The organism is Streptomyces sp. BBFR25, from assembly GCF_044590125.1.
GTDB classification, from domain to species: Bacteria; Actinomycetota; Actinomycetes; order Streptomycetales; family Streptomycetaceae; genus Streptomyces; species Streptomyces canus_D.
In genome coordinates this window covers 4,907,902-4,933,156 of sequence record NZ_CP172447.1, presented here as the reverse complement: position 1 = coordinate 4,933,156, position 25,255 = coordinate 4,907,902, and the positions used below count along the sequence as shown (strand labels likewise).

21 protein-coding genes and 1 riboswitch are annotated in these 25,255 nt (G+C 72.1%); of the genes, 15 read left to right on the top strand and 6 right to left on the bottom strand.

Annotation, left to right across the window (positions count from 1 at the left end):
- Positions 1-235 precede the first annotated feature (235 nt).
- The 6 genes from ACGH52_RS22555 to ACGH52_RS22530 all read left to right on the top strand — a co-directional run bounded on the left by ACGH52_RS22555 (position 236) and on the right by ACGH52_RS22530 (position 7,135).
- Complete coding sequence (locus ACGH52_RS22555) at positions 236-2,173, top strand: 2-oxoacid:acceptor oxidoreductase subunit alpha (RefSeq protein WP_076975792.1); 1,938 nt, start codon at positions 236-238, stop codon at positions 2,171-2,173.
- Positions 2,166-3,224: a 2-oxoacid:ferredoxin oxidoreductase subunit beta gene (locus ACGH52_RS22550; protein WP_399941864.1), complete on the top strand. Its 1,059-nt coding sequence runs from the start codon at positions 2,166-2,168 to the stop codon at positions 3,222-3,224. Before ACGH52_RS22555 ends, ACGH52_RS22550 begins: the two co-directional genes overlap by 8 nt.
- A 158-nt stretch (positions 3,225-3,382) precedes the next feature.
- On the top strand, positions 3,383-4,237 hold the full coding sequence (locus ACGH52_RS22545) for an SDR family oxidoreductase (protein ID WP_399941861.1): 855 nt from the start codon (positions 3,383-3,385) through the stop codon (positions 4,235-4,237).
- Between the two features lie 143 nt (positions 4,238-4,380).
- On the top strand, positions 4,381-5,433 hold the full coding sequence (gene rarD, locus ACGH52_RS22540; RefSeq protein WP_121701092.1) for an EamA family transporter RarD: 1,053 nt from the start codon (positions 4,381-4,383) through the stop codon (positions 5,431-5,433).
- A gap of 58 nt (positions 5,434-5,491) precedes the next feature.
- Complete coding sequence (locus ACGH52_RS22535) at positions 5,492-5,962, top strand: VOC family protein (RefSeq protein WP_059299963.1); 471 nt, start codon at positions 5,492-5,494, stop codon at positions 5,960-5,962.
- Positions 5,963-6,154: 192 nt separating this feature from the next.
- Positions 6,155-7,135 carry a M28 family metallopeptidase gene (locus tag ACGH52_RS22530; RefSeq protein ID WP_121701091.1) on the top strand — a complete coding sequence of 327 codons (981 nt, stop codon included), beginning with the start codon at positions 6,155-6,157 and terminating at the stop codon, positions 7,133-7,135.
- Positions 7,136-7,144: 9 nt separating this feature from the next.
- Here ACGH52_RS22530 and ACGH52_RS22525 read toward each other — a convergent pair whose 3' ends face one another.
- The 5 genes from ACGH52_RS22525 to ACGH52_RS22505 all read right to left on the bottom strand — a co-directional run bounded on the left by ACGH52_RS22525 (position 7,145) and on the right by ACGH52_RS22505 (position 13,201).
- The gene (locus tag ACGH52_RS22525) at positions 7,145-8,470 is read right to left on the bottom strand and encodes a tetratricopeptide repeat protein (RefSeq protein WP_399941854.1); all 1,326 of its coding nucleotides are present in this window, start codon (positions 8,468-8,470) and stop codon (positions 7,145-7,147) included.
- A gap of 205 nt (positions 8,471-8,675) precedes the next feature.
- Positions 8,676-9,635: an ABC transporter permease gene (locus tag ACGH52_RS22520; protein ID WP_399941852.1), complete on the bottom strand. Its 960-nt coding sequence runs from the start codon at positions 9,633-9,635 to the stop codon at positions 8,676-8,678.
- On the bottom strand, positions 9,622-10,617 hold the full coding sequence (locus ACGH52_RS22515; RefSeq protein ID WP_399941849.1) for an ABC transporter ATP-binding protein: 996 nt from the start codon (positions 10,615-10,617) through the stop codon (positions 9,622-9,624). The genes ACGH52_RS22520 and ACGH52_RS22515 overlap by 14 nt, the downstream gene beginning before the upstream one ends.
- A gap of 72 nt (positions 10,618-10,689) precedes the next feature.
- Positions 10,690-11,943, bottom strand: coding sequence for an outer membrane lipoprotein carrier protein LolA (locus ACGH52_RS22510; protein ID WP_121701172.1), 1,254 nt, complete (start codon positions 11,941-11,943; stop codon positions 10,690-10,692).
- Positions 11,944-12,190: 247 nt separating this feature from the next.
- Positions 12,191-13,201 (bottom strand): polyprenyl synthetase family protein, encoded by a 1,011-nt coding sequence (locus ACGH52_RS22505; protein ID WP_059299958.1) that lies wholly within the window; start codon positions 13,199-13,201, stop codon positions 12,191-12,193.
- Between the two features lie 713 nt (positions 13,202-13,914).
- A riboswitch (cyclic di-AMP (ydaO/yuaA leader) is annotated at positions 13,915-14,070 on the top strand.
- Between the two features lies 1 nt (position 14,071).
- Here ACGH52_RS22505 and ACGH52_RS22500 point away from each other — a divergent pair.
- Complete coding sequence (locus ACGH52_RS22500; protein WP_399941846.1) at positions 14,072-14,563, top strand: transglycosylase SLT domain-containing protein; 492 nt, start codon at positions 14,072-14,074, stop codon at positions 14,561-14,563.
- A gap of 23 nt (positions 14,564-14,586) precedes the next feature.
- On the opposite strand, the gene ACGH52_RS22495 is transcribed toward ACGH52_RS22500, so the two are convergent.
- On the bottom strand, positions 14,587-15,396 hold the full coding sequence (locus tag ACGH52_RS22495; RefSeq protein WP_121701170.1) for an HAD family hydrolase: 810 nt from the start codon (positions 15,394-15,396) through the stop codon (positions 14,587-14,589).
- A 417-nt stretch (positions 15,397-15,813) separates the two neighbouring features.
- Here ACGH52_RS22495 and fahA point away from each other — a divergent pair, with 417 nt between their 5' ends.
- The 8 genes from fahA (at position 15,814) to ACGH52_RS22455 (ending at position 25,220) form a co-directional block, all read left to right on the top strand.
- A complete protein-coding gene (gene fahA, locus ACGH52_RS22490) occupies positions 15,814-17,049 on the top strand; it encodes a fumarylacetoacetase (RefSeq protein WP_399941841.1) in 1,236 nt (411 codons plus the stop codon).
- Between the two features lie 164 nt (positions 17,050-17,213).
- On the top strand, positions 17,214-18,152 hold the full coding sequence (locus ACGH52_RS22485; RefSeq protein WP_076975782.1) for a M56 family metallopeptidase: 939 nt from the start codon (positions 17,214-17,216) through the stop codon (positions 18,150-18,152).
- 173 nt (positions 18,153-18,325) lie between these two features.
- Positions 18,326-19,114 carry a GntR family transcriptional regulator gene (locus ACGH52_RS22480; protein WP_059299953.1) on the top strand — a complete coding sequence of 263 codons (789 nt, stop codon included), beginning with the start codon at positions 18,326-18,328 and terminating at the stop codon, positions 19,112-19,114.
- 42 nt (positions 19,115-19,156) lie between these two features.
- On the top strand, positions 19,157-19,384 hold the full coding sequence (locus ACGH52_RS22475) for a ferredoxin family protein (protein ID WP_030145386.1): 228 nt from the start codon (positions 19,157-19,159) through the stop codon (positions 19,382-19,384).
- A gap of 14 nt (positions 19,385-19,398) precedes the next feature.
- Entirely contained in the window at positions 19,399-20,766 is a 1,368-nt protein-coding gene (locus tag ACGH52_RS22470; RefSeq protein WP_399941837.1) for an ABC transporter substrate-binding protein, read from the top strand.
- On the top strand, positions 20,763-21,659 hold the full coding sequence (locus ACGH52_RS22465; RefSeq protein WP_399941834.1) for an ABC transporter permease: 897 nt from the start codon (positions 20,763-20,765) through the stop codon (positions 21,657-21,659). Before ACGH52_RS22470 ends, ACGH52_RS22465 begins: the two co-directional genes overlap by 4 nt.
- Positions 21,637-22,491 carry an ABC transporter ATP-binding protein gene (locus tag ACGH52_RS22460; protein WP_399941831.1) on the top strand — a complete coding sequence of 285 codons (855 nt, stop codon included), beginning with the start codon at positions 21,637-21,639 and terminating at the stop codon, positions 22,489-22,491. Before ACGH52_RS22465 ends, ACGH52_RS22460 begins: the two co-directional genes overlap by 23 nt.
- Before the next feature lie 11 nt (positions 22,492-22,502).
- The gene (locus ACGH52_RS22455) at positions 22,503-25,220 is read left to right on the top strand and encodes a fumarate reductase/succinate dehydrogenase flavoprotein subunit (RefSeq protein ID WP_399941828.1); all 2,718 of its coding nucleotides are present in this window, start codon (positions 22,503-22,505) and stop codon (positions 25,218-25,220) included.
- Positions 25,221-25,255: the final 35 nt, after the last annotated feature.

Genomic DNA, 25,255 nt, shown 5'->3' with positions numbered 1-25,255 from the left:
CTCCGCTCGCGGACGCTCATCCGGACGAATGAGAAACCGGAGGGCGGGCGGGGTGCGTCCCCAAGGGTGCCGGAGGGCGGGAAAGCCGTGGGATTCCAGGGCTGTGGGCCATCTCGAAGTCGTGTCCATCATGCGAATGTCCACCGGAAGTCATGGCGTGCGGACGTAGGGTTGATCCTGGGACGGTCGGTGGGAGACCAGTCCCCGGACAGCCGTCCCTAGGGAGGTCCAGTAAGTGACCAGCCAGGTCAGCAGCCCAGCGGAGCAGGCCGACGGTACCGACGAGACCGTCGTGGGAGCGCAGCGCAAACCGGCAGGGGCGAAGGACGTCCGCCGGCTGGACCGAGTGATCATCAGGTTCGCGGGTGACTCGGGCGACGGGATGCAGCTCACCGGCGACCGTTTCACCTCGGAGACGGCGTCGTTCGGCAATGATCTGTCGACACTGCCGAACTTCCCGGCCGAGATCCGGGCACCCGCCGGCACCCTGCCGGGCGTCTCGTCCTTCCAGCTGCACTTCGCCGACCACGACATCCTCACGCCGGGCGACGCGCCCAACGTGCTGGTGGCGATGAACCCGGCCGCGCTGAAGGCGAACGTGGGCGATCTGCCACGCGGCGCCGAGATCATCGTCAACACGGACGAGTTCACCCGGCGGGCGATGCAGAAGGTCGGCTACGACACCTCTCCGCTGGAGGACGGCTCCCTCGACGGGTACCACCTGCATCCGGTGCCGTTGACGACGCTGACCGTCGAGGCGCTCAAGGAGTTCGACCTCAGCCGCAAGGAGGCCGAGCGCAGCAAGAACATGTTCGCGCTCGGGCTGCTGTCGTGGATGTACCACCGGCCCACCGAGGGCACGGAGAAGTTCCTGAAGTCGAAGTTCGCGAAGAAGCCGGACATCGCCGCCGCCAACATCGCGGCCTACCGCGCGGGCTGGAACTTCGGTGAGACCACGGAGGACTTCGCCGTCTCCTACGAGGTCGCTCCGGCGTCGACGGCGTTCCCGCCCGGCACCTACCGCAACATCTCCGGGAACCTGGCCCTGGCCTACGGCCTGATCTCAGCCTCCCGGCAGGCGGACCTGCCGCTGTTCCTGGGCTCGTACCCGATCACCCCGGCGTCCGACATCCTGCACGAGCTGTCCCGGCACAAGAACTTCGGGGTGCGCACGTTCCAGGCCGAGGACGAGATCGCCGGGATCGGCGCGGCGCTGGGTGCGGCCTTCGGCGGGTCGCTGGCGGTGACGACGACGAGCGGTCCGGGTGTGGCGCTCAAGAGCGAGACGATCGGGCTGGCGGTGAGCCTGGAGCTGCCGTTGCTGGTGGTGGACATTCAGCGCGGCGGCCCGTCGACCGGTCTGCCGACCAAGACGGAGCAGGCCGACCTGCTGCAGGCGATGTACGGGCGCAACGGCGAGGCGCCGGTCCCGGTCGTCGCCCCGCGCACCCCGGCCGACTGCTTCGACGCCGCCCTGGAGGCCGCGCGGATCGCGCTGACGTACCGGACGCCGGTCTTCCTCCTGTCCGACGGCTACCTGGCCAACGGCTCCGAGCCGTGGCGGGTCCCCGAGCCGGACGAGCTGCCCGACCTGGCGGTGCGGTTCGCGCAGGGCCCGAACCACACGCTGGACGACGGCACCGAGGTGTTCTGGCCCTACAAGCGTGATCCGCACACCCTGGCCCGTCCGTGGGCGGTGCCGGGCACGCCGGGTCTGGAGCACCGGATCGGCGGCATCGAGAAGCAGGACGGCACCGGCAACATCTCCTACGACCCGGCCAACCACGACTTCATGGTCCGCACCCGGCAGGCCAAGGTCGACGGCATCGAGGTTCCCGACCTGGAGGTCGACGACCCGGACGGCGCGCGGACGCTGGTGCTGGGCTGGGGCTCGACGTACGGGCCGATCACGGCGGCGGTGCGGCGGATCCGCAAGGAGGGCGGCCGGATCGCCCAGGCACACCTGCGCCACCTCAACCCCTTCCCGGCCAACCTCGGCGCGGTGCTGGAGCGGTACGACAAGGTGGTGGTCCCGGAGATGAACCTCGGGCAGCTCGCCACCCTGGTCCGGGCGAAGTACCTGGTCGACGCCCAGTCGTACAACCAGGTCAACGGCATGCCGTTCAAGGCGGAACAGCTCGCCACCGTCCTGAAGGAGACCATCGATGGCTGACACCAACGCGCTGCTCCAGCTCGTTCCCAGGGCCGAGGGCAAGCAGTCCATGAAGGACTTCAAGTCCGACCAGGAAGTGCGCTGGTGCCCCGGCTGCGGCGACTACGCCATCCTCGCCGCCGTGCAGGGCTTCATGCCCCAGCTCGGCCTGGCGAAGGAGAACATCGTCTTCGTCTCCGGCATCGGCTGCTCCTCCCGCTTCCCGTACTACATGAACACGTACGGGATGCACTCCATCCACGGCCGCGCCCCCGCCATCGCCACCGGCCTCGCCGCCTCGCGCCGCGACCTGAGCGTGTGGGTCGTCACCGGTGACGGCGACGCGCTCTCCATCGGCGGCAACCACCTCATCCACGCCCTGCGCCGCAACGTCAACCTCAAGATCCTGCTGTTCAACAACCGGATCTACGGCCTGACCAAGGGCCAGTACTCCCCGACCTCCGAGGTCGGCAAGATCACCAAGTCGACGCCGATGGGGTCGCTGGACGCGCCCTTCAACCCGGTCTCGCTGGCCCTCGGCGCGGAGGCGTCGTTCGTCGCCCGGACCGTGGACTCGGACCGCAAGCACCTCACCGAGGTCCTGCGGCAGGCCGCCGACCACCCCGGCACCGCCCTGGTCGAGATCTACCAGAACTGCAACATCTTCAACGACGGCGCCTTCGACGTCCTCAAGGACCGGGAGCAGGCCGAGGAGGCGGTGATCCGCCTGGAACACGGGCAGCCGATCCGCTTCGGCGCCGACGGGGCCAAGGGCGTCGTACGCGATCCGCGCACCGGTGACCTGGAGGTCGTCGCCGTCACCGCGGACAACGAGGCGGACATCCTGGTCCACGACGCCCACGCCGCGTCCCCGACCACCGCCTTCGCGCTCTCCCGCCTCGCCGACCCGGACACCCTGCACCACACCCCCATCGGCGTCCTGCGCTCCGTCGAGCGGCCGGTCTACGACACGCTCATGTCCGACCAGCTGGACACCGCCGTCGAGAGAGACGGCAAGGGCGACCTCGCCGCGCTGCTGGCGGGCAGCGATACCTGGACGGTCGTCGGCTGACAGGCCGGCGTTCACAGCACACGAGGGCCCGGGCGGGAAGCGTCCGGGCCCTCTGCCTTACCCAGAGGTGAGTACCTTACTTCAAAGTGGGCACTATCTTTCAGTTAGCGCAGCTCTTAGGGTTAGTGGCACTACACCCCCCAAGGAGCACTGAAGCCATGAGCATCGTCGTCACCGGAGCCACCGGACACCTCGGCCGCCACGTCGTGCGGCACCTGTTGGAGAAGGTGCCGGCCGACCAGGTCACCGCCGTCGTCCGGGACCGCGACAAGGCCGCCGACCTCGCCGCCCGCGGCGTACGGCTCGCGGTCGCCGACTACAACGCCCCCGAGACCTTCGACGGCCTGTTCGCGGCCGGCGACCGGGTCCTGCTGATCTCCGGGAACGAGTTCGACAAGGGCCGCGTGGGGCAGCACACGGTCGTCATCGACGCGGCGAAGGAGGCCGGTGTCGCCCTGCTCGCCTACACCAGCGCCCCCAGCAGCCTCAAGGCCGCGCTCGCCGACGACCACCGCGCCACCGAGGAGGTGCTGGTCGGCTCGGGCGTGCCGTACGTGCTGCTGCGCAACGGCTGGTACCACGAGAACTACACCGAGCAGCTCGCCCCGGTGCTGGAGCACGGCGCCGTGGTGCAGGCGGCCGGCGAGGGCCGGATCTCCTCCGCCTCCCGCGCCGACTACGCGGCGGCCGCCGTCGCCGTACTGACCGGCGAGGGCCACGAGAACAAGGCGTACGAGCTGGGCGGCGACGAGGCGTGGAGCTTCGCCGAGTACGCCGCCGAGCTGAGCCGGCAGACGGGCAAGGAGATCGTCTACAAGCCCGTCTCCCTCGAGGAGTACACCGGCATCCTGACCGGCGCCGGGCTGCCCGGGCCGCTCGCGGGCGTCCTCGCGGGCGTGGACGCCGCCATCGCCGAGGGCGAGCTGGTCGTCTCCACCGGCGACCTGTCCCGACTGGCGGGCCGCCCGACGACGCCGCTCGCCCAGGCCGTCGCCGCCGCGCTCAAGGGCTGACCTCCGCCCTCCCTCCCCGGCCCCACGCCGCCTGTCATGACCGTATTCCGATACGGGCATGACAGGCGGCCGGGTGCGGCGCTACCTTCGTCCTGGCATGCCTCCCCCGTCCCCGGCATGCCGTGTGCGAGAAGGAGGTGCCCGTGGCCGGGTCGTCCAGGAGTGAGCAGCGAATAGGCCTGCTGAACGGCTTCGCGGCGTACGGGATGTGGGGCCTCGTCCCGCTGTTCTGGCCGCTGCTCAAGCCCGCCGGGGCCGGGGAGATCCTCGCCCACCGGATGGTGTGGTCCCTCGCCTTCGTCGCCGTCGCCCTGCTCTTCGTACGCCGCTGGGCCTGGGCCGGCGAGCTGCTGCGGCAGCCGCGCAAACTCGCCCTGGTCACGGTCGCCGCGGCGGTCATCACCGTCAACTGGGGCGTCTACATCTGGGCCGTCAACAGCGGCCACGTCGTCGAGGCCTCGCTCGGGTACTTCATCAACCCGCTGGTCACCATCGCGATGGGCGTGCTGCTGCTCAAGGAGCGGCTGCGGCCCGCGCAGTGGGCGGCGGTCGGGACCGGCTTCGCGGCCGTGCTCGTCCTCACCGTCGGCTACGGCCAGCCGCCGTGGATCTCGCTCTGCCTCGCCTTCTCCTTCGCCACCTACGGGCTGGTGAAGAAGAAGGTCAACCTCGGTGGCGTCGAGTCGCTGGCCGCGGAGACGGCGATCCAGTTCCTGCCGGCGCTCGGTTATCTGCTGTGGCTGGGGTCCCAGGGCGAGTCGACCTTCACCACCGAGGGCCTCGGGCACTCGGCCCTGCTCGCCGCGACCGGCATCGTCACCGCGATCCCGCTGGTCTGCTTCGGCGCGGCGGCGATCCGCGTACCGCTGTCCACGCTGGGGCTGCTGCAGTACCTGGCGCCGGTCTTCCAGTTCGCACTCGGCGTCCTGTACTTCCACGAGGCCATGCCGCCCGAGCGCTGGGCGGGCTTCGGGCTGGTCTGGCTGGCGCTGACGCTGCTCACCTGGGACGCGCTGCGCACGGCCCGCCGGACCGCGCGGGCGCTGCGGGAGCAGTTGGACCGGGCGGGCGCGGGCGTACCGCCGACCAAGGGGGACGCCGTCGCGCGCGAGTCGGGGGTGGTGGCCTCCGGAACCCCGGTGCCGGGTTCCACCGACGTGCCCGAGCAGCACGGCACCAGGGCGGGGAAGCCGTAACGGCACCTCGTGCGGCGTCTCCCGGCGAGCGGAGGCGCCCGGCCTTATAAGTGGTTGCATGACATCGACCTCAGGACCCGCTCCCCTGCACATCAAGATCGTCATCGACGCGGCCGACCCGCACGCCCAGGCGGACTTCTGGTCCGCGGCCCTCCACTACGAGGTGGAGGACAACAGCGCGCTCATCGAGAAACTGCTGGGCTTCGGGGCGGTGCCCGCGGAGCTGACCGTCGAGTCCCACGGCCGCCGCGCCTGGCGGGACCTGGCCGCGGTACGCCACCCCGACGACCCCTTCCAGGAGGAGAGCGGGGCCGGACTGGGACGGCGGCTGCTGTTCCAGCGCGTGCCGGAGGCCAAGACCGTCAAGAACCGGGTCCACCTCGACGTGCACGCGCCGGACGGCCGGCGGGAGGCGGAGGCCGCCCGGCTCCAGGCGCTGGGGGCGAGCGTGCAGCGGCACGTGAAGGAGCAGGGCGGGGAGTGGGTGCTGATGACGGATCCCGAGGGGAACGAGTTCTGCGTCCACTAGGACCGGCCGGACACGACACGGGCACGGCACGGACACGGACACGACGGGGCCGACCGGAGGGCCTCCGCTATGTGTGACACCGTGGCCGAATAGCGGTCTTGACGGGCGGTCAGTCCCGCCCGCACCATCCAGGCACCCCATTCACTGCGGAGTCCCTCCCCAGGGACCCCCTAGGAATCCGGAGCCCCCCACATGAAGCTCCTCCTTTCCGGGCGTGCGCTGACGGCCGGAGCCGTCGCCGTCGCCACACTGGTGACCGGCGGTTCCGCCGCGGGCGCGGCGACCGCGCCCGCGCACGCCACCGGCACGGGCACCACCACCGCTGCCGCTGCCGCTGCCGCACCGGACATACCGATAGCCAACGTCAAGGCCCACCTCTCGCAACTGCAGTCGATCGCCACGGCGAACGGCGGCAACCGCGCCCACGGCCGCGCCGGCTACCAGGCCTCCCTCAACTACGTGAAGGCCAAGCTGGACGCGGCCGGATTCACCACCCGGGTCCAGCAGTTCACCGCCTCGGGCCGCACCGGGTACAACCTGATAGCGGACTGGCCCGGCGGCGACGCCAATCAGGTTGTCATGGCCGGGTCACATCTGGACAGCGTCACCTCCGGACCCGGCATCAACGACAACGGCTCCGGCTCCTCGGCCGTCCTGGAGACCGCGCTCGCCGTCGCCCGGTCCGGCTACCAGCCCACCAAGCATCTGCGCTTCGCCTGGTGGGGCGCGGAGGAGCTGGGACTCGTCGGCTCCCGCTACTACGTCAACAGCCTCGGCTCCGCCGAGCGCGCGAAGATCAGCGGCTATCTGAACTTCGACATGATCGGCTCGCCCAACCCCGGCTACTTCGTCTACGACGACGATCCCACGATCGAGAAGACGTTCAAGGACTACTACGCCGGTCTGGGCATCTCCACGGAGATCGAGACCGAGGGCGACGGACGTTCCGACCACGCGCCCTTCAAGAACGCCGGTGTCCCCGTGGGCGGTCTCTTCAGCGGCGCGGACTACCGCAAGACGTCCGCGCAGGCGGCCAAGTGGGGCGGCACCGCGGGCCAGCCGTTCGACCGCTGCTACCACTCGTCCTGCGACACGACCGCCAACATCAACGACACGGCCCTGAACCGCAACAGCGACGCCATCGCGTACGCGGTCTGGGAACTGTCGCAGTAGGGGCGATCGTCAGCCCGCCTGGGCGCCGACGCGTCGGGTGAGGCGGTCCATGCGGGCGCGGGCGGACTCCAGTTCCTCGGCATCCTCGGCGGCCGGGCCGTCCTCGGCGGCGAGTTCGTCCCACAGGCCGACCAGGTCGTCCCCCAGCTCCAGGCCCCGTGCGGGGTCGCGTACGGCACGCCAGGCGGTCGCCGCGCTCTGGACGTTGCCGTACGCGGCCTCGGCGTCGCCCGAGCGCCGGTGTATCCGGGCCAGGTCGAGGGAGAGCCGGAAGGCACGGTCCGGGTCGCCCGACAAGTAGGCGATGTACGCCGTCAGCTCACGGAGCCGGAGTACCTCCGGGTGCTCCGGCCCCAGCGTGCGCGAGGCCTGCGTCACCGTTTCCTCCGCCAGCCGTGCCGCGTCCTCCGTACGCCCCTCCTTGACGGCCTCGTTGACGCGCACCGTCGGCTCCGCGAGCAGGGCGGGGGCGGTGGCGTCGCCGGGCGCGGTGAGCGGGGCGTCCCCCAGCACCGCCTCGGCGACGGCGTCGAAGCCGCGGGCCGGCGTGGGCTTGGGGTCGGGATCGGAGTACGGGTCGGGGCGGGGGCCGAGGTCGGGGACGGGGGCGGTTTCCGGCTCGGGGGCGGGTGCCGGGACCGGGACCGGTATCGGCTCCGCGATCGGTGCGGACACGGGTGCGGGTACGGGTACGGCAGGTACGGGGACGGGTGCGGAAGTCGGTCCCAGTGCTGCGGTGGCGAAGGGGCCGAGCGTCGGCCGCGGCCCCGCGTCCCGCGAGGCGCCGGGCGTGGAGGCGGCGTCCATGCGGGGCGGCGGCCCGAACTCACCCGTCGGCGGCGCCACCGTGCCGGGCGGCGTCCCCCCGGCCGGTTCCGGCAGGGCGCGCAGCGTGAACGTCGGGGCGCTGTCCCGGACCGGCGCCACCGCGCGCAGGACGTGCGTGGCCCGGTCCAGCCGTACGGGTGCCTCCACGGGGGCCTCCGTGGGCGCCTGCACCGGTGTCTCGTCGGTCGCGGTCGGCACCGGTTCCGCCGCGAGGTGGCTGGAGCCGTCCGGATCGACCCGGAGGGGGACGGAGTAGCCGAGGCGACGGTCGTGGATCGTGGCGAGGACGGGCCGGCCGGCGGCGAGGGCGAGGCGGTGGAGTCGGTTCAGGACGGCGTTCTGGATCTCCTCGCCCGGCGCCGCGACGACCGGTGAACCGTCGACCGTGGCAGCGCGTACGCCGGAGTCGCCCTCCGGCACCCGGACGTCGATCGGCGTCGCCGCGGAACCGGGCGAGCCCTCGGCGCGCTCGTGCTCCCGCTGTTTGTCGCGGCCGAGTCGAGACATCGTTCCCCCACTCATCGGCGGCTTCCGTCGGCGGTTCCCGTTCCCTGCCGTCCAGAGCCTGTCATGCCTGTCGTACACCTACTGTCGAGTCTCTCCGCTCGCTCCCCGTTCTCGCGTCACCGGGGTGTCACAGGCTCGTTCCAGGAGGTCACGCCGTGCGGAGGCGCCCTTCGCACGATTCCGTACGAGCGGGCGTACGCCGGGGCTACGCGGTGATGTCCTTGGTGGTGAACCGGGCCCAGGCCGCCGAGCCGAAGACCGCCGCGTAGAGGGCCTGGAGGCCGAGGTTCTTCACCAGGTCGTCCCAGTAGACCGGTTCGCGCATCACATCGGCGAAGGAGAGCCAGTAGTGCGAGAAGAAGTACGGCTGGAGGGCGTCGAGCTGGGGGATCTGGTCGAGGATCTGGACGGTGATCAGCAGTCCGACCGTGGTGGCCATCGCCGCGATGCCGCTGCCCGTCAGGGTGGAGACGAACAGGCCCAGGGCCGCGATGCCGACGAGTGAGGCGGCCACGACCAGGGCGATCAGCAGCGCCCGTCCCAGACCCTCGGCGTAGCTGATCCTGGTGCCGGAGATGGTGATCAGGTCCCCGACCGGGAACAGCAGCGCGCCGACCGCGAGCGCCGAGACCGCGACCACCAGGGTGGCGGCGAGGCAGAAGGCGATCACCGTCGCGTACTTGGTGAGCAGCAGCCGGGAGCGGCCGGCCGGGGCGACCAGGAGGTAGCGGAGCGTGCCCGCGCTCGACTCGCCCGCGATCGCGTCGCCCGCGACGACGCCGATGGCCATCGGCAGGAAGAACGGGAGGGTCGCGGCGAGCGCGGTGAAGACCAGGAACAGCCCGTTGTTGCTGATCTGTGAGATGAACGCCGGTCCCTCGCCGCCACCGCCGCCGCCACCGCCCAGCGAGGACCCGTCGCTCGTCTCGATCTTCACGGCGATGCCCACCAGGACCGGCACGGCGGCGAGCACGGCCAGCAGGGCGAGGGTCCGCCAGCGCCGGAAGGTGGTCAGCAGCTCGCTGCGGAACAGCCCCAGGGACCACAGCGCACTCGGGGTCCTTGGGGTCCTCGGAGTCCGCGCGGCGCCCGGGTTCGGCGTCGCACCCGACGCCGTGGCCTCGGACTCCCCCGCAGCCTCGTCCCGCACCTCAGCCCGCGACATCGAAGCCCTCCCCGGTCAGCGCCACGAACGCGTCCTCCAGCGAGGCCCGTTCCAGAACGAAGCCCCGGACCCGGACCCGGGCCGCGACCAGCGCCGCGTTCACCTCGGCGAGGTCGCGCTCCGGCGGCTCCGCCGTCACCCGGTCCCCGTCGACGACCACGTCCGCGGCCCCCTGCTCCTTCAGCACCCGGGCGGCGTCGCCCACGTCCGGCGTGCTCACCACGAGCCGGCCGCGCGCCCCGGCCGCCAGGTCGGCGACCGCGCCCTGGGTGATCAGCCTCCCCTGTGCCATCACGGCGGCGTGGGTGCACACCTGCTCGATCTCGTCCAGCAGGTGGGAGGAGAGGAAGACGGTGGTGCCGTCGGAGGCCAGTTCGCGCACCAGGGTGCGGATCTCGCGCATGCCCTGGGGGTCGAGTCCGTTGGTCGGCTCGTCCAGGACGAGCAGGCGGCGCGGCTGGAGCAGCGCCGCGGCGAGACCCAGCCGCTGCTTCATGCCGAGCGAGTACGCCTTCGCCTTCTTGCCGCCGGCGGCCGCGAGGCCCACCCGGTCCAGCGCCGCCGCGACGCGCTCGCGCCGGGTGCGCGGGTCGGCGGTCGGGTCGGCGGCGTCGTAGCGCAGCAGGTTGTCGCGCCCGGAGAGGAAGCCGTACAGGGCCGGGCCCTCGATGAGGGCGCCGACCCTGGGCAGTACGGTGCGGGACGCGCGCGGCATGGGCCGGCCGAGGACCCGGGCGCTGCCCGAGGTGGGTTCGATCAGCCCCATCAGCATGCGGATGGTGGTGGTCTTGCCGGAGCCGTTGGGCCCGAGGAAGCCGAAGACGCTGCCCGCCGGGACGGTCAGGTCCAGACCGTCGACGGCGAGTTGTCCGCCGCGGTAGCGCTTGGTGAGCGCGCGGGTGGCGATGACGGCGTCATCCGCGCTCTCCCGGTCCGGCTCCCGGCCCGGGCGCTCCGGCTCCGTGGCGGACGGTTCGGCCATCGGCTCCCTCGTTTCCCTCGTTTCCCCTGTTGCGTCCTCTTCGCCGCACGGGGTGGGCGTGCCGCGTACGTCCTACCGCGCGGCGTCGGCCGCCTTCACCAGCGCGTCCTTGGTGACCGCACCGGCGTAGACCTTGCCGTCGTCCGTGATCAGGGCGTTGACCAGGCGGGTCTTGAAGACCGTACCCGAGCCGAAGTCGCCCTTGACCTGGTCGCCGAAGGAGCCGAGGAAGCCGCCGAGGTCGCCGCCCGCGGACGCCATGGGCAGGCCGCCCCCGGCGCCGGTGTCGAAGGTGGCGATCGAGTTCCAGCCCTCGCCGATGACCTTGAGGCCGTCCATCCCCTTGGCCAGGTCGCCCTCGGCCTCGCGTCCGTGCTCGGGGACCTCGCCCTTACGCCCTGCCTCGTCGGCCTCGGTGACCTTCGCGCCCTCGGGCGGCGTGAAGGCGAACGTCGACGCGTCCGGCTTCGCGAAGCTGACCTTGGTGAAGCCCACGTCCACGACGGCGGCGCCGCCGCTCGCCGGGGTCAGGGTGAACTTGAGCGGGGTGCCGGTCTCGGCGTCCACGGCCACGGTGATCGCACCGACCGTGGAACCGTCCTGCTTGGGCTCGACGACCAGGCGGTAGGCGTCCCGGCCCGCCACCTGCGCGGTGCCGCCGACGGTCACGGACGTGGTGGCGTCGACCGACTTGAGCGCCTGGTCGGCGAAGTCCTTCGGGGTGGCCGGCACGTCCTTGCCCGGCGCGTCCCGCCCCGGCGCGCCCTTCTCCGGCCGCTCGGCGCCGTCCCCGCTGGTGGAGTGGTAGACCTCGTTGGAGCGGCTGTCGTAGCCCCAGACGTCCTTGCCGTTGTGGATCAGGCTGTACTCGGCGGCGTCCTCCAGCAGGGAGACCTTCTGCCGGTCGGGGCCGTCGGCCGCGACGCGCAGCGTGTGGCTGCCGGACACCAGCTCGGTGAGCTTGGCCGACGGGTCGGCGGCGGAGCCCTCGCCGTCCCCACCGGAGCCCGGACTTCCGGACATTCCGGACATCAGGCCGCTCTCCAACCCGCCGAGGTCCGGCAGGCCCAGGTCGGTGTTGATGCGCACGGTGCCGGACAGCTGCTGGACGTCCGACTTGGCGATCTTCTCTATGAGCTGCTCCGCCGTGACCTTCGGCAGGTCGGGGTCGCCGGAGTCGGCGAGCGCGGGGACGAGCCCGATCGTCGCGGCCGCCACTCCCATCACCGCGACCGGGACGACGTACCGCGCGGCCTTGCGCCGTCCGGCCCGCAGCTCCTCGCCCTCCCCGGCGGTCGTGTTGTCGTCGGAATCGATCGGTGCCATGTGTGCCCTACCTCCGTCGTCGGCGGCGGCTGTCTCGCGACCTCGCACTCGTTCACCCGTGAGCCGCCATTCTCACCCGAATCGGTGAGGATTGGTGTTTTCCGTGGTGTCCATCTGACCAAATCGCCGGAGCACAAGCGTCAGACCGCGGGCTCAACTCCGCCTACTCCTGCGGGATGACACGCAGGGGTGGCGGGTCCCCCGCTCCGTAGGGGCTGCCGCACGCCACCCGGCGACGGACCGGCGGTCAGCCGGCCCGGTGCACCACCGCGTCGCACAGCTCGATCAGCGCGGCCTTCGCGTCGCACTCCCGCAGCGGGGCCAGCGCGGCCCGGGCGTCCTTGGCGTACCGGACGGTGTCCCGGCGGGCCTGCTCCAGCGCGGGGTGGGCGCGCAGCAGGCGCAGCGCCTCGGCGTGCCGCGCGTCGTCGCTCAGGTCGGAGTCGAGCAGCTCGCACAGCGCGATGTCCTCGGCGAGCCCCAGCCGAGCCGCCCGCTCGCGCAACCGCAGCACGGGCAGGGTGGGGATGCCCTCGCGCAGGTCGGTGCCGGGGGTCTTGCCGGACTCGTCGGAGTCGGAGGCGATGTCCAGGACGTCGTCCGCGAGCTGGAAGGCGACGCCGAGCCGCTCGCCGTACTGGGTCAGCACGTCCACCACCGTCTCGTCGGCGCCGGACATCATCGCGCCGAACCGGCAGGAGACCGCCACCAGCGAGCCCGTCTTGCCGCCCAGCACGTCCAGGTAGTGGTCGACCGGGTCGCGGCCGTCCTGCGGGCCGGCCGTCTCCAGGATCTGACCGGTGACCAGCCGCTCGAACGCGAGGGCCTGGACGCGGACCGCCTCGGGACCGAGGTCGGCGAGGATCTGCGAGGCGCGGGCGAACAGGAAGTCGCCGGTGAGGACCGCGACCGAGTTGTCCCAGCGGGTGTTCGCGCTGGGCACCCCTCGCCGCACGGCGGCCTCGTCCATCACGTCGTCGTGGTACAGCGTGGCGAGGTGGGTCAGCTCCACCACCACGGCCGAGGGCACGATCCCGGGGGCGTAGCGGTCGCCGAACTGGGCCGAGAGCATCACCAGCAGCGGCCGGAACCGTTTCCCGCCGGCCCGCACCAGGTGCTGGGCGGCCTCCGTGATGAACGGCACCTCGCTTTTGGTTGCCTCAAGCAACCCTTCCTCGACAGCAACCAATCCGGCCTGGACATCGGCTTCCAGAGCCTGGTCCCGCACGCTCAGCCCGAACGGCCCGACGACGGTCACGAGGGGTCTCCTGTCTGCTGGTGTCTACTGGCGATTACCTGGTTTGTCGATAGGTCGCTGCCACCACTCAAGTCAGCGTATCCGGTCACGTTTCGATCACCGCTAGCGCCCACCGTTACAGGCTGGTCGGTATCGGATCATGAACGGTATGTTTTTGATCAGGTGATATGAGCAGATTTTGATTGATATCGCCAGAGGGGTGAGCCGGACCCGGAGGGCGGACGGGCCGGAAGCCGCCGACGAAGATCCCACCACTCCTCCCAACGGCCCGCACTTCGAGAACGTCACCCGATCGACACGCACGCCCGCACGGACACCCCCGCGCCGCCCGCGGCAGACGCCGGCCCAGCCATCCGCTCCCCCACCCCGATTCCCTCCTCTCGCCGCTCGACACCCGAAGCCGTCCCCACCGACGGTCGGTTGGGGCACGGTTGGGATGAATGCCCGTTTTGCCATGCTTGTTGACGCCAGTGAGTTGGCTCACTCCGGGCCCTCTCCGGGCAACCCCGCCCGAACCTGTGCCCTCCCTTTGCCCCGCAAGCCAGTTGGGGCTTGGCAACAGCAAAGGATCAAGAGCCTCAAACACCTCAGAACAAGGTCAACAGGCACTTGGGGTGATTCCTGCACTTGTTCCGGACATGTGCTCTCGCATACGTTCCCGGCCTGTCGGGCGGACGCCGAATCCTGCCACCGCCCGTCGCACAGTCATCCACCCAACACACTCGCCGGCAGGAGCGGGGGACCCAGGTAAGTCGCCGCACCGGTCACCACCGGAGTGGCTCGGGGTGAAGCCGTACCCGTCAGGGCGCGGCCGGGCACCTCCCCGCCCGAACCCGACAGCTCACCTCGTAGGCGTAAGGAGAGGGACACATGTCTGCCAACGGTCAGAACCGTCACGCCCGCACCGGCCGCCTCGCCCGCAAGCTCGCGGTGGCAGGGACCGGTGCCGCGGTGCTCGCGCTGCCGCTCATCGGCGCCACCACCGCCTCCGCGGCCACCCCGGCCGCCGCCACGACCGCCACCACGGCGGCCAAGACGTACCCGGACAACCTCGACGGCTGGATCCGCGAGTCGCTCGACATCATGGCCCAGCACGGCATCCCCGGGACCTACGAGGGCATTCACCGCAACATCATGCGGGAGTCCTCCGGCAACCCGCTCGCCATCAACAACTGGGACATCAACGCCGTCAACGGCACCCCGTCCAAGGGCCTGCTCCAGGTGATCGACCCGACCTTCCAGGCGTACCACGTGCCCGGCACCTCCTGGGACCCGTACGACCCGGTCGCCAACATCACCGCCGCCTGCAACTACGCGGCCGACCGCTACGGCTCGATGGACAACGTCTTCAGCGCGTACTGAGCCGTACGCCGCCTGAGCCTCGGCTAAGAGGTTCCGAAGATCCGCTCGAGGACGACGGCCACGCCGTCGTCCTCGTTCGTCGTGGTGACCTCGTCCGCCACCGCCTTGAGTTCGGGGTGGGCACCGGCCATGGCGACGCCGTGGGCCGCCCAGTGGAACATGGGGACGTCGTTGGGCATGTCCCCGAACGCGATCGTCCGCCGCCGCCCGAGGCCCAGGTGCTCGGCGGCCAGCGCCAGGCCGGTCGCCTTGGTGATGCCGCAGGGCTGCAGCTCCACGGTGCCGGGCCCGGACATGGTGACCGTCGCGAGGGAACCGACCACCGCGCGCGCCGTCGTCGCCAGTTCGTCGTCGGTCAGCTCGGGGTGGCGCAGCAGCACCTTGCTGATCGGCGTGGACCACAGCTGCTCGCGCCGCTCGACGCGCACCGCGGGCAGCGTCGGGTGGGGCATCAGATAGCCCGGCTCGATGAGCGTCAGTCCGTCGACGCCGTCCTGGTCGACGGCCGCGTGCACCTGGCCCACCTCGGCCTCGATCTTGCCGATGGCGGTCTCGGCCAGCTCCCGGTCCAGGGTGACCGACCACAGCATCCGGTGCGCCCCGGCGTCGTACACCTGCGCGCCCTGCCCGCACACCGCGAGTCCCGTGCAGCCGAGCCGGTCGAGCAGGGGGCGCACCCGGGGGGCCGGCCGCCCCGTCACCACCAGGTGCCGCGCACCCGCCCCGGCGACCCGCGCCAGCGCGGCCAGCGACCGGTCGGAGACGGTGTCGTCGCCGCGGAGCAGCGTGCCGTCCAGATCGGTGGCGACGAGCGAATATGCGGTGCGGTCCATGATCAGAGAATACGGACACCGCACCCGTCCGACTCACCCGTGACCGCTTCCGAACGAGGGCGCAGCGAGTGCGTTCGAACCGGAACGAGGATGCACGAGGACGCCCGATGATGTCCGAAACCTGACACATCATCGGCTAAAGCCGGTTGGAGGCCTGTGCACCGGTTGGCACCAGCATGGCCTGCTGACCCACTGCCCCGCTGCCCCGGTGCGGCACGCCGTCCCTCCCGGCGCCCTCCGAGAGTCACCCCTGTTCGTACCACCGCGTCGAGATCACGTCGTCAAGATCACGTCCCGGGCGCCGCCACCTCCCGCCGCACTGCCCAAGACCGGTGGGTCAGCCGTAACGTGTGGCCCGACCACGCAGACACGGCGCGCACGGCGCACATGGCGAGCACGAAAGCGAGGCAGCACCCGATGCCCCCCTTCGATGTCCCCGAGGGCGACCCCTTCGGTCCGCACAACCTTCCGTACGGCGTGTTCTCGATCCCCGGCTCGCGCGACCGGTCGGACCGGACGGTGGGCGTCCGGCTCGGCGACCACGTCCTCGACGCGGGCGCGGCGGCCCACGCACTCGGCTCGCCGTATGCGTCCCTCCTCGCGCGGCCCACGCTCAACCCGCTGCTGGCGGCCGGGCGGACGGCGTGGTCGGACGTGCGGCGCGCGCTGACGGCGTGGGTGACGGTCCCCTCCCACCGCGAGGTCCTGGAGCCGCTCTTCCATCCGCTGTCGTCGGTGACCCTGCACCTGCCCTTCGAGGTCGCCGACTACGTCGACTTCTACGCCTCCGAGAACCACGCCCGCAACGTCGGCCAGATCTTCCGCCCCGACGCCGCCGACTCCCTCACCCCGAACTGGAAGCATCTGCCGATCGGTTACCACGGCCGTTCCGGCACGGTCGTCGTGTCCGGCACCGACGTCGTACGTCCCTCGGGGCAGCGCAAGGCACCGGCCGACGCCGCTCCCGTCTTCGGGCCGTCCGTCCGCCTCGACATCGAGGCCGAGGTCGGCTTCGTCGTGGGCGTGCCGTCCGAACCGGGCAGTCCGGTGGCGCTCGGCGACTTCCGCGAGCACGTCTTCGGGCTCTGCCTGCTCAACGACTGGTCCGCGCGGGACGTCCAGGCCTGGGAGTACGTGCCCCTCGGCCCGTTCCTCGGCAAGTCCTTCGCGACGTCGGTGTCGGCGTGGATCACCCCGCTGGACGCGCTGGAGGAGGCACGGGTCGCGCCGCCCGAGCGCACCCACGAGCTGCTGCCCTACCTGGACGACACCGACGACGACCAGGACGGCCCCGGCGGCTACGACCTGCGGATCTCCGTCGCGCTCAACGGCCACGTCATCTCCGAGCCGCCGTTCTCCACCATGTACTGGACGGCCGCCCAGCAGTTGGCCCACATGACGGTCAACGGCGCCTCGCTGCGCACCGGCGACCTCTACGGCTCGGGCACGGTGAGCGGGCCGGCCGAGCGGGAGCGGGGGTCGCTGCTCGAACTGACCTGGAACGGCCGCGAGCCGCTGGAACTGCCCGACGGCAAGCGGACGTTCCTGGAGGACGGGGACGTGGTGACCCTCTCGGCCTGGGCCCCGGGGCCGGACGGCGTCCGGGTGGGGCTGGGAGAGGTGACCGGGCGGGTGGTCGGCCGGGACGTCTGACCACTGGGGGCGCGGATTCGCAATCCGGTGCCCGCCGACACCTGACTCACACCGCCCGGCCCCGTCATACTGGCGTCGGGCGGTGTCCACGCACGGCCCGGCCCAGCACAGCCCCAGTACAGCCAGAGCCGCCCATCCTTCGACCAGGATCCGGAGCCAGTGGCATGACCGTCTGCCTGCTCCTGCTGTTCGTCGTCGCCGTGACCGCCGCCGTACCGGTGCCGCGCGCGCTGACCCGTTCGGCGTGGCCCGAGCGGGACCCCGTGGTCGGGCTGTGGGTGTGGCAGTGCCTGGTCGCCACCGTGCTGCTGTGCTGTCTGACGGCACTGGTCCTCGGCGCCGCGGCGGTCTTCGGGACCGTCCGCGCCCAGCTGTTCGCACCGGCGCCGCCCGCGGTGACCGCGGCGTACAACCTCTCCGCCGGGCCGGTCTGGGCGGCCGTCCTCACCCTGCTGCTGGCGGCCGGTGCCGCCTGGACGACCGCGATGCTCGCGCGCGAACTCGTCGAGGCCCGCCGCCGGCGCGCCCGGTCCCGCGCCCATCTGCGCGAGCGCGCCCCCGACCTGCCCGCCGGACTCCCCGCCGCCCGCGGGCCCCTGCTGGTCCTGGAGGACGAGTATCCGGACGCCTGGTGGATGCCCGGCAGTCCGCCGCAGCTGATCGTCACGACCGGCGCCCTGCACCGCCTCACCGACCACCAGCTGGACGCCGTCCTCACCCACGAGCGCGGCCACGCCCGGGCCCGCCACGACTGGTTGCTGCACCTGTCGACCGCGCTGGCCACCGGGTTCCCGAGTGTCCCGCTCTTCGCCCACTTCTGCGACCAGACCCACCGCCTGGTCGAGCTGTCGGCCGACGACACCGCTTCCCGGCGCTGCGGCCACCTGACCACCGCGCTGGCCCTGATCGAGCTGAACCAGCACCGCGGCGTCCTGTCCTGCGCCTCCAGCCACCGCCTCCTCGGCGAGCGGGTCGACCGCCTCCTGGAACCCCGGCCGCGCATGCCCCGCCGCCACCGCGCCCTGACCACGGCGACAGCGGCCCTGGTCCCGTTCATCCCCCTGCTGATCACCTTCGCCCCGGGCCTGACGGCCCTGGCCTAGCCGCACTCCGCGGGCACCCTCCTCCCGCACCTCGCGCCCCGGTGAGCACCACGGTGGCAGAACTCCCCCGCCCCGGACGGAAACCCCAGCTCACCCCCACGAGCGGAGGAGCCCCAGGTGGCGCAACATTCCAGCAACACCACTAATCCCACTGGATAGGTATGGTTCCAGCCATGCCGCCCACCGCACGCATCCGAGACCACGCCGGTCAGGGCGCGACCACCGTCGCCGCCCACCGCACGCGGCGTCGGCTGCGCGCCGACCGGGCCCGTCAACTGGCCGACCTGCTCCGCCGCCAGCTCCTCGACGACGCCTTCCCGGACGGCACCCTCCCCCACGAGGACACCCTCGCCGCCGACTACGACACCACCCGCAACACCGTCCGCCAGGCGCTCGACCTGCTGCGCGCCGAAGGGCTCGTGGCCCGCCGGCCGGGGATCGGCACCGTGGTCGTGGCCCGCAAGTACGCCCACGGCCTCGACCGGCTGATGGGCCTCGCGGAGACCCTGCACGAACACGGCCGCGTCACCAACGAGGTCCGCACGACCGTCCCCGTCCCGGCTCCCGCCCCGGTCGCCGAACGCCTCCGCGTCCCGCCCGGCGCCGACGTCCTCTACGTCGAACGCCTGCGCCGTCTCAACGGCGTCCCCCTCTCCCTGGACCTCACCTATCTCCCCCTCGACATCGGGACCGCCCTGCTCGGCGCGGACCTGGAGAACACCGACGTGTTCCGCCTGCTGGAATCCGTCACCGGCCGGCCGCTCGGCCACGCCGAGATCACCCTGGAGGCCGTCACCGCCGACGCGCACTCCGCCGCCGTACTGGAGGCACCGCGCGGCACTGCGGTCCTCATGCTGGAACGGCTCACCCACCTCGCCGACGGCCGCCCCGTCGACCTGGAGTTCGTCCGCTTCCGCGGCGACCGCATCGCGATGAGCGGCCTGCTGCACCGGTCCCTGTGACCCGCTGAACCCCCCTTTCGCGCACCCTCCCTGGAGACAGCCATGCCCTTGGCGCCCCAGCGGGCCGACGTGCCCGTGACCATCGACGAGTCGAAGTGCATCGAAGGCTGCACGCTCTGCGTGGACATGTGCCCGCTGGACTCCCTCGCCATCGACGAGCGCAACGGCAAGGCGTACATGCACGTCGACGAGTGCTGGTACTGCGGCCCGTGCGCCGCCCGCTGCCCCACCGGGGCGGTCACGGTCAACATGCCCTACCTGCTCCGGTGAGAGGCCGACTCCCCATGGAAGCGAAACGCACCGCACTCCCCGTCACCGCCGCCGCGTCCGCCGTGGCCCTGCTCCTCCCCCTCACCGCCTGCGGCGGCGACGCGTCCGCCGACGGGGACGGCTCCACGGTCACCGTGACGGTCGGCTACCAGTCCAGGACGATCAACACGGTCACCGCCGGCACCCTCCTGCGCTCCCTCGGCTACTTCGAGCAGCAGCTCAACTCCCTCGGCGACGGCATCACCTACAAGGTCGACTGGCAGGACTACGCGACCGGCGCGCCCATCACGGCCCAGATGACCGCCGGAAAGATCGACATCGGCTCGATGGGCGACTTCCCGCTGCTCATCAACGCAGCACGCGGCACACAGCTCGGCAAGCCGACCCGCCTGGTCTCGGTCACCGGCTACAACCTCCGCGGCGGCCTCAACACCGTCGTCGTCAAACCGGGTTCTCCTCTCACCTCCCTGAAGGACCTCAAGGGCAAGAAGGTCTCGACCAGCGTCGGCTCGGCCGCCGACGGCACCCTCGTACGCGCCCTGCAGCGTGCCGGCCTCGACCCCGACGAGGACATCGAGAAGCTCAACCAGCAGCCCGCCGTGGGTGCCTCGGCCCTGGACGCGGGAAGCGCGGACGCCCTGTCGCAGTTCGTCGCCTGGCCCGGCCTGCTCGCCCACCAGGGCAAGGCGAAGGCCCTGTACGACGGAGCACAGCTGAACCTGCCCACCTTCCACGGCGTCACCGCCGTCGAGGACTTCGCCGAACACCGCCCCGCCGTGCTGGAGGCCTTCCTCAAGGCCCAGACGCGGGCGACCGACTATCTGCACGCGCATCCCGTGGCCGCCGCGGAGAAGGTCGCGAAGGCCACCAACCTGCCCGCCGAGACCGTCTACCTCTACAACGGCGCCCAGGGCATCGCCACCTTCGACCCGGCGATCAGGCCGCAGCTCGTCGAAGCCCTCAAGGAGGACGTGTCGATCCTCAAGGACGCGAAACTCACCGGCGACGTGGACGTGGACGCCTTCGTCGACGACCGGTACGTGAAGAAGGCGCTCGGCCCGACCGAGTACGCCGAGCGACTCGCCGCCACGCCACCTGAACCGGCCGGCGAGGTCTGGCCCGAGGGCGCGGACAAGACCCTGTCCTTCTCCTCCCCCGCCGCGCTGCTGCGGCACGTGGCCGGGCATCGCAACGAGGTCCGCGCCGCCTACGTCCCCGACAGCACCACCGGCACCCTGTGGTTCGCCGACCAGGCGGTGTGGGTGGCCGACGGCGGCGACCTGCTGCCCTTCGTCGCACCGGAGACCGCGCGGGCGTACGTCGCCGGGCACGGCGGAGCGCGCGTCGTCCCGTACGCCGAGGCACTGGAGCGGGCCTCGTGAGCCGCTACGCCCGATACGCGCTGCGGGTCGCCTCGCTCGCCGTCGCCCTGGGCCTGTGGCAGCTGCTGACCGCCCAGGACATCGACCTGTGGCTGCGCTTCTCGCAGTTCCCCACCGTCACCGACGTGGCCCACACCTTCGCCGACCGGCTGGCGGGGCCCGACTACTGGACCGACCTCACCGACAGCCTGACCCGCATCCTCACCGGCTTCCTGCTCGCCGCCGTCCTGGGCGTGGCCACGGGCGTGCTGGTGGCCCGCTCGCGGCTCGCCGAGGACCTGCTCGGTCCGGTCCTCGAGGTGATCCGGCCCATTCCCGCGATCGCCCTCGTCCCCGTGGCGATCCTCCTCTTCCCCTCCAACGAGCAGGGCATCGTCTTCATCACCTGCGCCGCCGCCTTCTTCCCCGTCCTCGTCTCCACCCGGCACGCGGTGCGCGCGCTGGCCCCCGTGTGGGAGGAGGCGGTCCGCACCATGGGCGGCGGCCGGTGGCGGGTCCTCGGCTCGGTGGTCCTGCCGGGCGCGCTGCCCGGTGTCTTCGGTGGTCTGTCGGTCGGCATCGGCGTGTCGTGGATCTGTGTGATCTCCGCCGAGATGATCTCCGGTCAGTACGGCGTGGGGTACCGCACCTGGCAGGACTACACGGTCGTCGACTACCCGGGCGTCTTCGTCGGCATGGTCACCATCGGCGTGCTCGGCTGGCTGACCTCCACGGCCGTGGAACTGCTGGGCCGCCGCCTCACCCGCTGGCTGCCGCACACGGCGTACGTCCCCGCCGCCCGTCCGAAGACCGCGCGGACCGGTGTGACGCCGCCGCCCGCCCACGCCGCCGTACGCGAGGACACCCGCGACCATCCCGAGGAGGCACACGATGAGCACCTCGTCCGAGACTGAGACTGAGACTGAGACCGAGAACGAGGCCGGGGCCGGGGCCGGGACCGGGGCCGAGACCAGGGCCGGGACCGGGGCCGAGACCGAGACCGGGACGTCCGGCCGCGGTACCCGGCTCGCGCTGCGCGGCGCCACTCTCGGACGCCCGGACGCCGTCGCGGTGAGCGATGTGGACATCGACGTCCCGCCCGGTGAGATCCTCACCGTGGTCGGGCCCTCGGGCTGCGGCAAGTCGACGCTGCTGCGCACGCTGGCCGGCCTGCTGCCGCCGCTGGCCGGAACGGCGGAGCAGGACGGGCGCCCCGTCGAAGGCCCGGGCGCGGACCGGGCGCTGGTCTTCCAGGAGGACGCCCTCCTGCCCTGGCGCACCCTTCGCGGCAACGTCGAACTCCCCCTCGCCGTCCAGGGCCTGCCCCGCACCGCACGCCGGGAACAGGCGACGGCCTGGCTGGAGCGGGTCGGCCTCGCCGCACAGGCCAGGCAGCTGCCGCACCGTGTCTCCGGGGGGCAGCGCCAGCGCGCCCAGTTGGCCCGCGCGCTGGCCGGACGTCCCCGCGCCGTGCTGATGGACGAACCCTTCGGCGCCCTCGACGCCCAGACCCGCGCCGGCATGCAGGACCTGCTGGTGGAGGTACTGCACGGCACGGGAGCCACGGTCGTCTTCGTCACCCACGACGTGGACGAGGCCCTGTTCCTCGGAGACCGCGTCGCCCTGCTCGGCGCCGGCCGCCTGACCGCCGTACGCGACGTGCCCCGCCCCCGGGACCGCGCCGCGCACGACGACCCGGCCCGCGTGGCGCTGCGGCGCGACGTCCTGACATCCCTCGGCACCTGAAAGGCCACCTGGTGGAGATCCCCGCCCTCACCGACGCCGAAGAACTCTCCTGCGACGTCCTGGTCATCGGCGGCGGCACCGCCGGCACCATGGCCGCGCTGACCGCCGCCGAGCACGGTGCGGACGTGCTGCTGCTGGAGAAGGCCCACGTCCGCCACTCCGGCGCCCTCGCCATGGGCATGGACGGCGTCAACAACGCCGTCGTCCCCGGCCGCGCCGAACCCGACGACTACGTCGCCGAGATCACCCGCGCCAACGACGGCATCGTCGACCAGTCCACCGTCCGCCAGACCGCCACCCGGGGCTTCGCCATGGTCCAGCGGCTGGAGTCGTACGGGGTGAAGTTCGAGAAGGACGAGCACGGCGACTACGCCGTGCGCCAGGTACACCGGTCCGGCTCCTACGTGCTGCCGATGCCGGAGGGCAAGGACGTCAAGAAGGTCCTGTACCGGCAGCTGCGGCGGCGCGAGATGCGCGAACGGATCCGCATCGAGAACCGTGTGATGCCGGTACGGGTCCTGACGGCCCAGGGGCGGGCGGTCGGTGCGGCGGGCTTCAACACGCGCACGGGGCGGTTCGTGACCGTCCGCGCGGGTGCCGTGATCCTCGCGACCGGCGCCGCGGGCCGACTCGGCCTGCCCGCCTCCGGCTACCTCTACGGCACCTACGAGAACCCCACCAACGCCGGTGACGGCTACGCCATGGCCTACCACGCGGGTGCCGAACTGACCGGCATCGAGTGCTTCCAGATCAACCCGCTGATCAAGGACTACAACGGCCCGGCGTGCGCCTACGTCGCCAATCCCTTCGGCGGTTACCAGGTCAACCGGCACGGCGAGCGCTTCGTCGACTCCGACTACTGGTCGGGCCAGATGATGGCCGAGTTCGCGGCGGAGGTCGCCAGCGACCGCGGCCCGGTGTACCTGAAGCTCAGCCACCTGCCGGAGGAGTCGGTCTCCGCCCTGGAGTCCATCCTGCACTCCACCGAGCGGCCGACACGCGGCACCTTCCACGCGGGCCGCGGGCACGACTACCGCACCCACGACGTCGAGATGCACATCTCCGAGATCGGCCTGTGCGGCGGCCACTCCGCCTCGGGTGTCCGGGTCGACGACCACGCCCGCACCACCGTCCCCCGCCTCTACGCGGCCGGAGACCTGGCCTGCGTACCGCACAACTACATGATCGGCGCGTTCGTCTTCGGCGACCTGGCGGGCGCCGACGCCGCCCGGTACACGGCCTACGCGGGTGAACTGCCGTCCGAGCAGCTTCGCGAGGCGCACGAGCTGGTCTACCGTCCGCTGCGCAACCCCGACGGCCCGCCGCAGCCGCAGGTCGAGTACAAGCTGCGGCGCTTCGTCAACGACTACGTGGCGCCGCCGAAGTCCGGCGCCCGGCTGTCGCTCGCCCTGGAGTCGTTCGAGCGGATGCGCACGGACATCGCGGCGATGGGCGCCCGCACCCCGCACGAACTGATGCGCTGCGCCGAGGTCACCTTCATCCGCGACTGCGCGGAGATGGCCGCCCGGGCCTCGCTGGCCCGCACGGAGTCCCGCTGGGGTCTGTACCACGAGCGCGTCGACATCCCGGAGCGGGACGACGCGTCCTGGTTCCATCACCTCGATCTGCACAAGTCCCCCTCCGGTGCGATGGAGTTCACGGCCCGTCCCGTGGCTCCCTATCTGGTGCCGATCGACGAGTTCACGCCGGTCGGCGGCCCCTCCCGGCACCTCGGCGAGGTGCACCCGGAGCAGGTGGCGACGGCCGGGGCCCGCGATGCCGCGCCCCTCGCCACCGGGGCCGGGGCCCGCCCCACGGCCACCACAGCCGTCGAACCCGGCGCCGCCGGGACCCCCCGGCTGCTGGAACTGCTCGCCCTGGCCGAGAGCGAGCCCGAACTCTCCTCCCTCCGTCCCTACCTGTCCGATCCCGAACCTGGCGTCCGGCGCACGGCGGTCACCGTGCTCACCGAGACCGTCCCGGCCGGTACCGGTCCGGCGCTCGCCGCCGCCCTGTCCGACCCCGACGGCGAGGTGCGCTCCGCGGCGGCCGCCTCCCTGCGTGAACTGGCCGAGACGCTGACGCCCGAACCCGCCCTGGGCGACCCCCTCGCCGAGGCACTGGCGCAGACCGACCCCGTCGTCCGCGCCACCGCCCTCGACCTGCTGCGCATCCTGCGGCTGGGCGACGCCGGCACCTTCGCCTCGGCCCTCCGCGACGCCGACGTCCCGGTGCGCATCGAGGCGGTGCGCGGGCTGGTCTCGCTGGACGCCGCGGAGGCGCTCTCCCCGGCCGCCGACGATCCGTCCCGCGAGGTGCGGGTCGCGGTCGCCAAGGCGCTGGGGACGCTGCGGGCGGCGCCCCGCACCGGCGGTGCCCTCGACCGGCTCACCGAGGACCCAGACGCCCTGGTCCGCGGCGCCGCCCTCGCGGCCCTGGCGGACACGGGCTGCCCCGCTCCCCTGGCGGCCCGTGCGGTCGCCGCGCTGTCCGACCCCGCCTGGCAGGTGCGGGCCGGCGCGGCCACCGCGCTGTCCGCCGCCGGGTCCGACCGCGCGGTCCCCGTCCTCGCCAAGGCCCTCGCCGACCGAAACGCCGACGTCCGCAAGGCGGCCGTCCTCGCCCTGACCCGGCACACTGCCGCCTCCGAGGACGCCCGGACGGCGCTGGCGACCGTCACCGGCGACACGGACGCCGACGTCAGGGCGTACGCGGCCCGGGCGTTGTGACTCCGGGGAAGGACACGGAGGCTGTCCTCGGGCGA

Coding starts and splice junctions, on each gene's coding strand:
- ACGH52_RS22525 (WP_399941854.1), bottom strand. CDS start 8,470: ATGTCTCGACTCGGCCGCGACAAACAGCGGGAGCACGAGCGCGCCGAG.
- ACGH52_RS22470 (WP_399941837.1), top strand. CDS start 19,399: ATGGAAGCGAAACGCACCGCACTCCCCGTCACCGCCGCCGCGTCCGCC.
- ACGH52_RS22480 (WP_059299953.1), top strand. CDS start 18,326: ATGCCGCCCACCGCACGCATCCGAGACCACGCCGGTCAGGGCGCGACC.
- ACGH52_RS22545 (WP_399941861.1), top strand. CDS start 3,383: ATGAGCATCGTCGTCACCGGAGCCACCGGACACCTCGGCCGCCACGTC.
- ACGH52_RS22520 (WP_399941852.1), bottom strand. CDS start 9,635: ATGTCGCGGGCTGAGGTGCGGGACGAGGCTGCGGGGGAGTCCGAGGCC.
- ACGH52_RS22495 (WP_121701170.1), bottom strand. CDS start 15,396: ATGGACCGCACCGCATATTCGCTCGTCGCCACCGATCTGGACGGCACG.
- ACGH52_RS22460 (WP_399941831.1), top strand. CDS start 21,637: ATGAGCACCTCGTCCGAGACTGAGACTGAGACTGAGACCGAGAACGAG.
- ACGH52_RS22550 (WP_399941864.1), top strand. CDS start 2,166: ATGGCTGACACCAACGCGCTGCTCCAGCTCGTTCCCAGGGCCGAGGGC.
- ACGH52_RS22530 (WP_121701091.1), top strand. CDS start 6,155: ATGAAGCTCCTCCTTTCCGGGCGTGCGCTGACGGCCGGAGCCGTCGCC.
- ACGH52_RS22500 (WP_399941846.1), top strand. CDS start 14,072: ATGTCTGCCAACGGTCAGAACCGTCACGCCCGCACCGGCCGCCTCGCC.
- ACGH52_RS22510 (WP_121701172.1), bottom strand. CDS start 11,943: ATGGCACCGATCGATTCCGACGACAACACGACCGCCGGGGAGGGCGAG.
- ACGH52_RS22515 (WP_399941849.1), bottom strand. CDS start 10,617: ATGGCCGAACCGTCCGCCACGGAGCCGGAGCGCCCGGGCCGGGAGCCG.
- fahA (WP_399941841.1), top strand. CDS start 15,814: ATGCCCCCCTTCGATGTCCCCGAGGGCGACCCCTTCGGTCCGCACAAC.
- ACGH52_RS22485 (WP_076975782.1), top strand. CDS start 17,214: ATGACCGTCTGCCTGCTCCTGCTGTTCGTCGTCGCCGTGACCGCCGCC.
- ACGH52_RS22475 (WP_030145386.1), top strand. CDS start 19,157: ATGCCCTTGGCGCCCCAGCGGGCCGACGTGCCCGTGACCATCGACGAG.
- ACGH52_RS22535 (WP_059299963.1), top strand. CDS start 5,492: ATGACATCGACCTCAGGACCCGCTCCCCTGCACATCAAGATCGTCATC.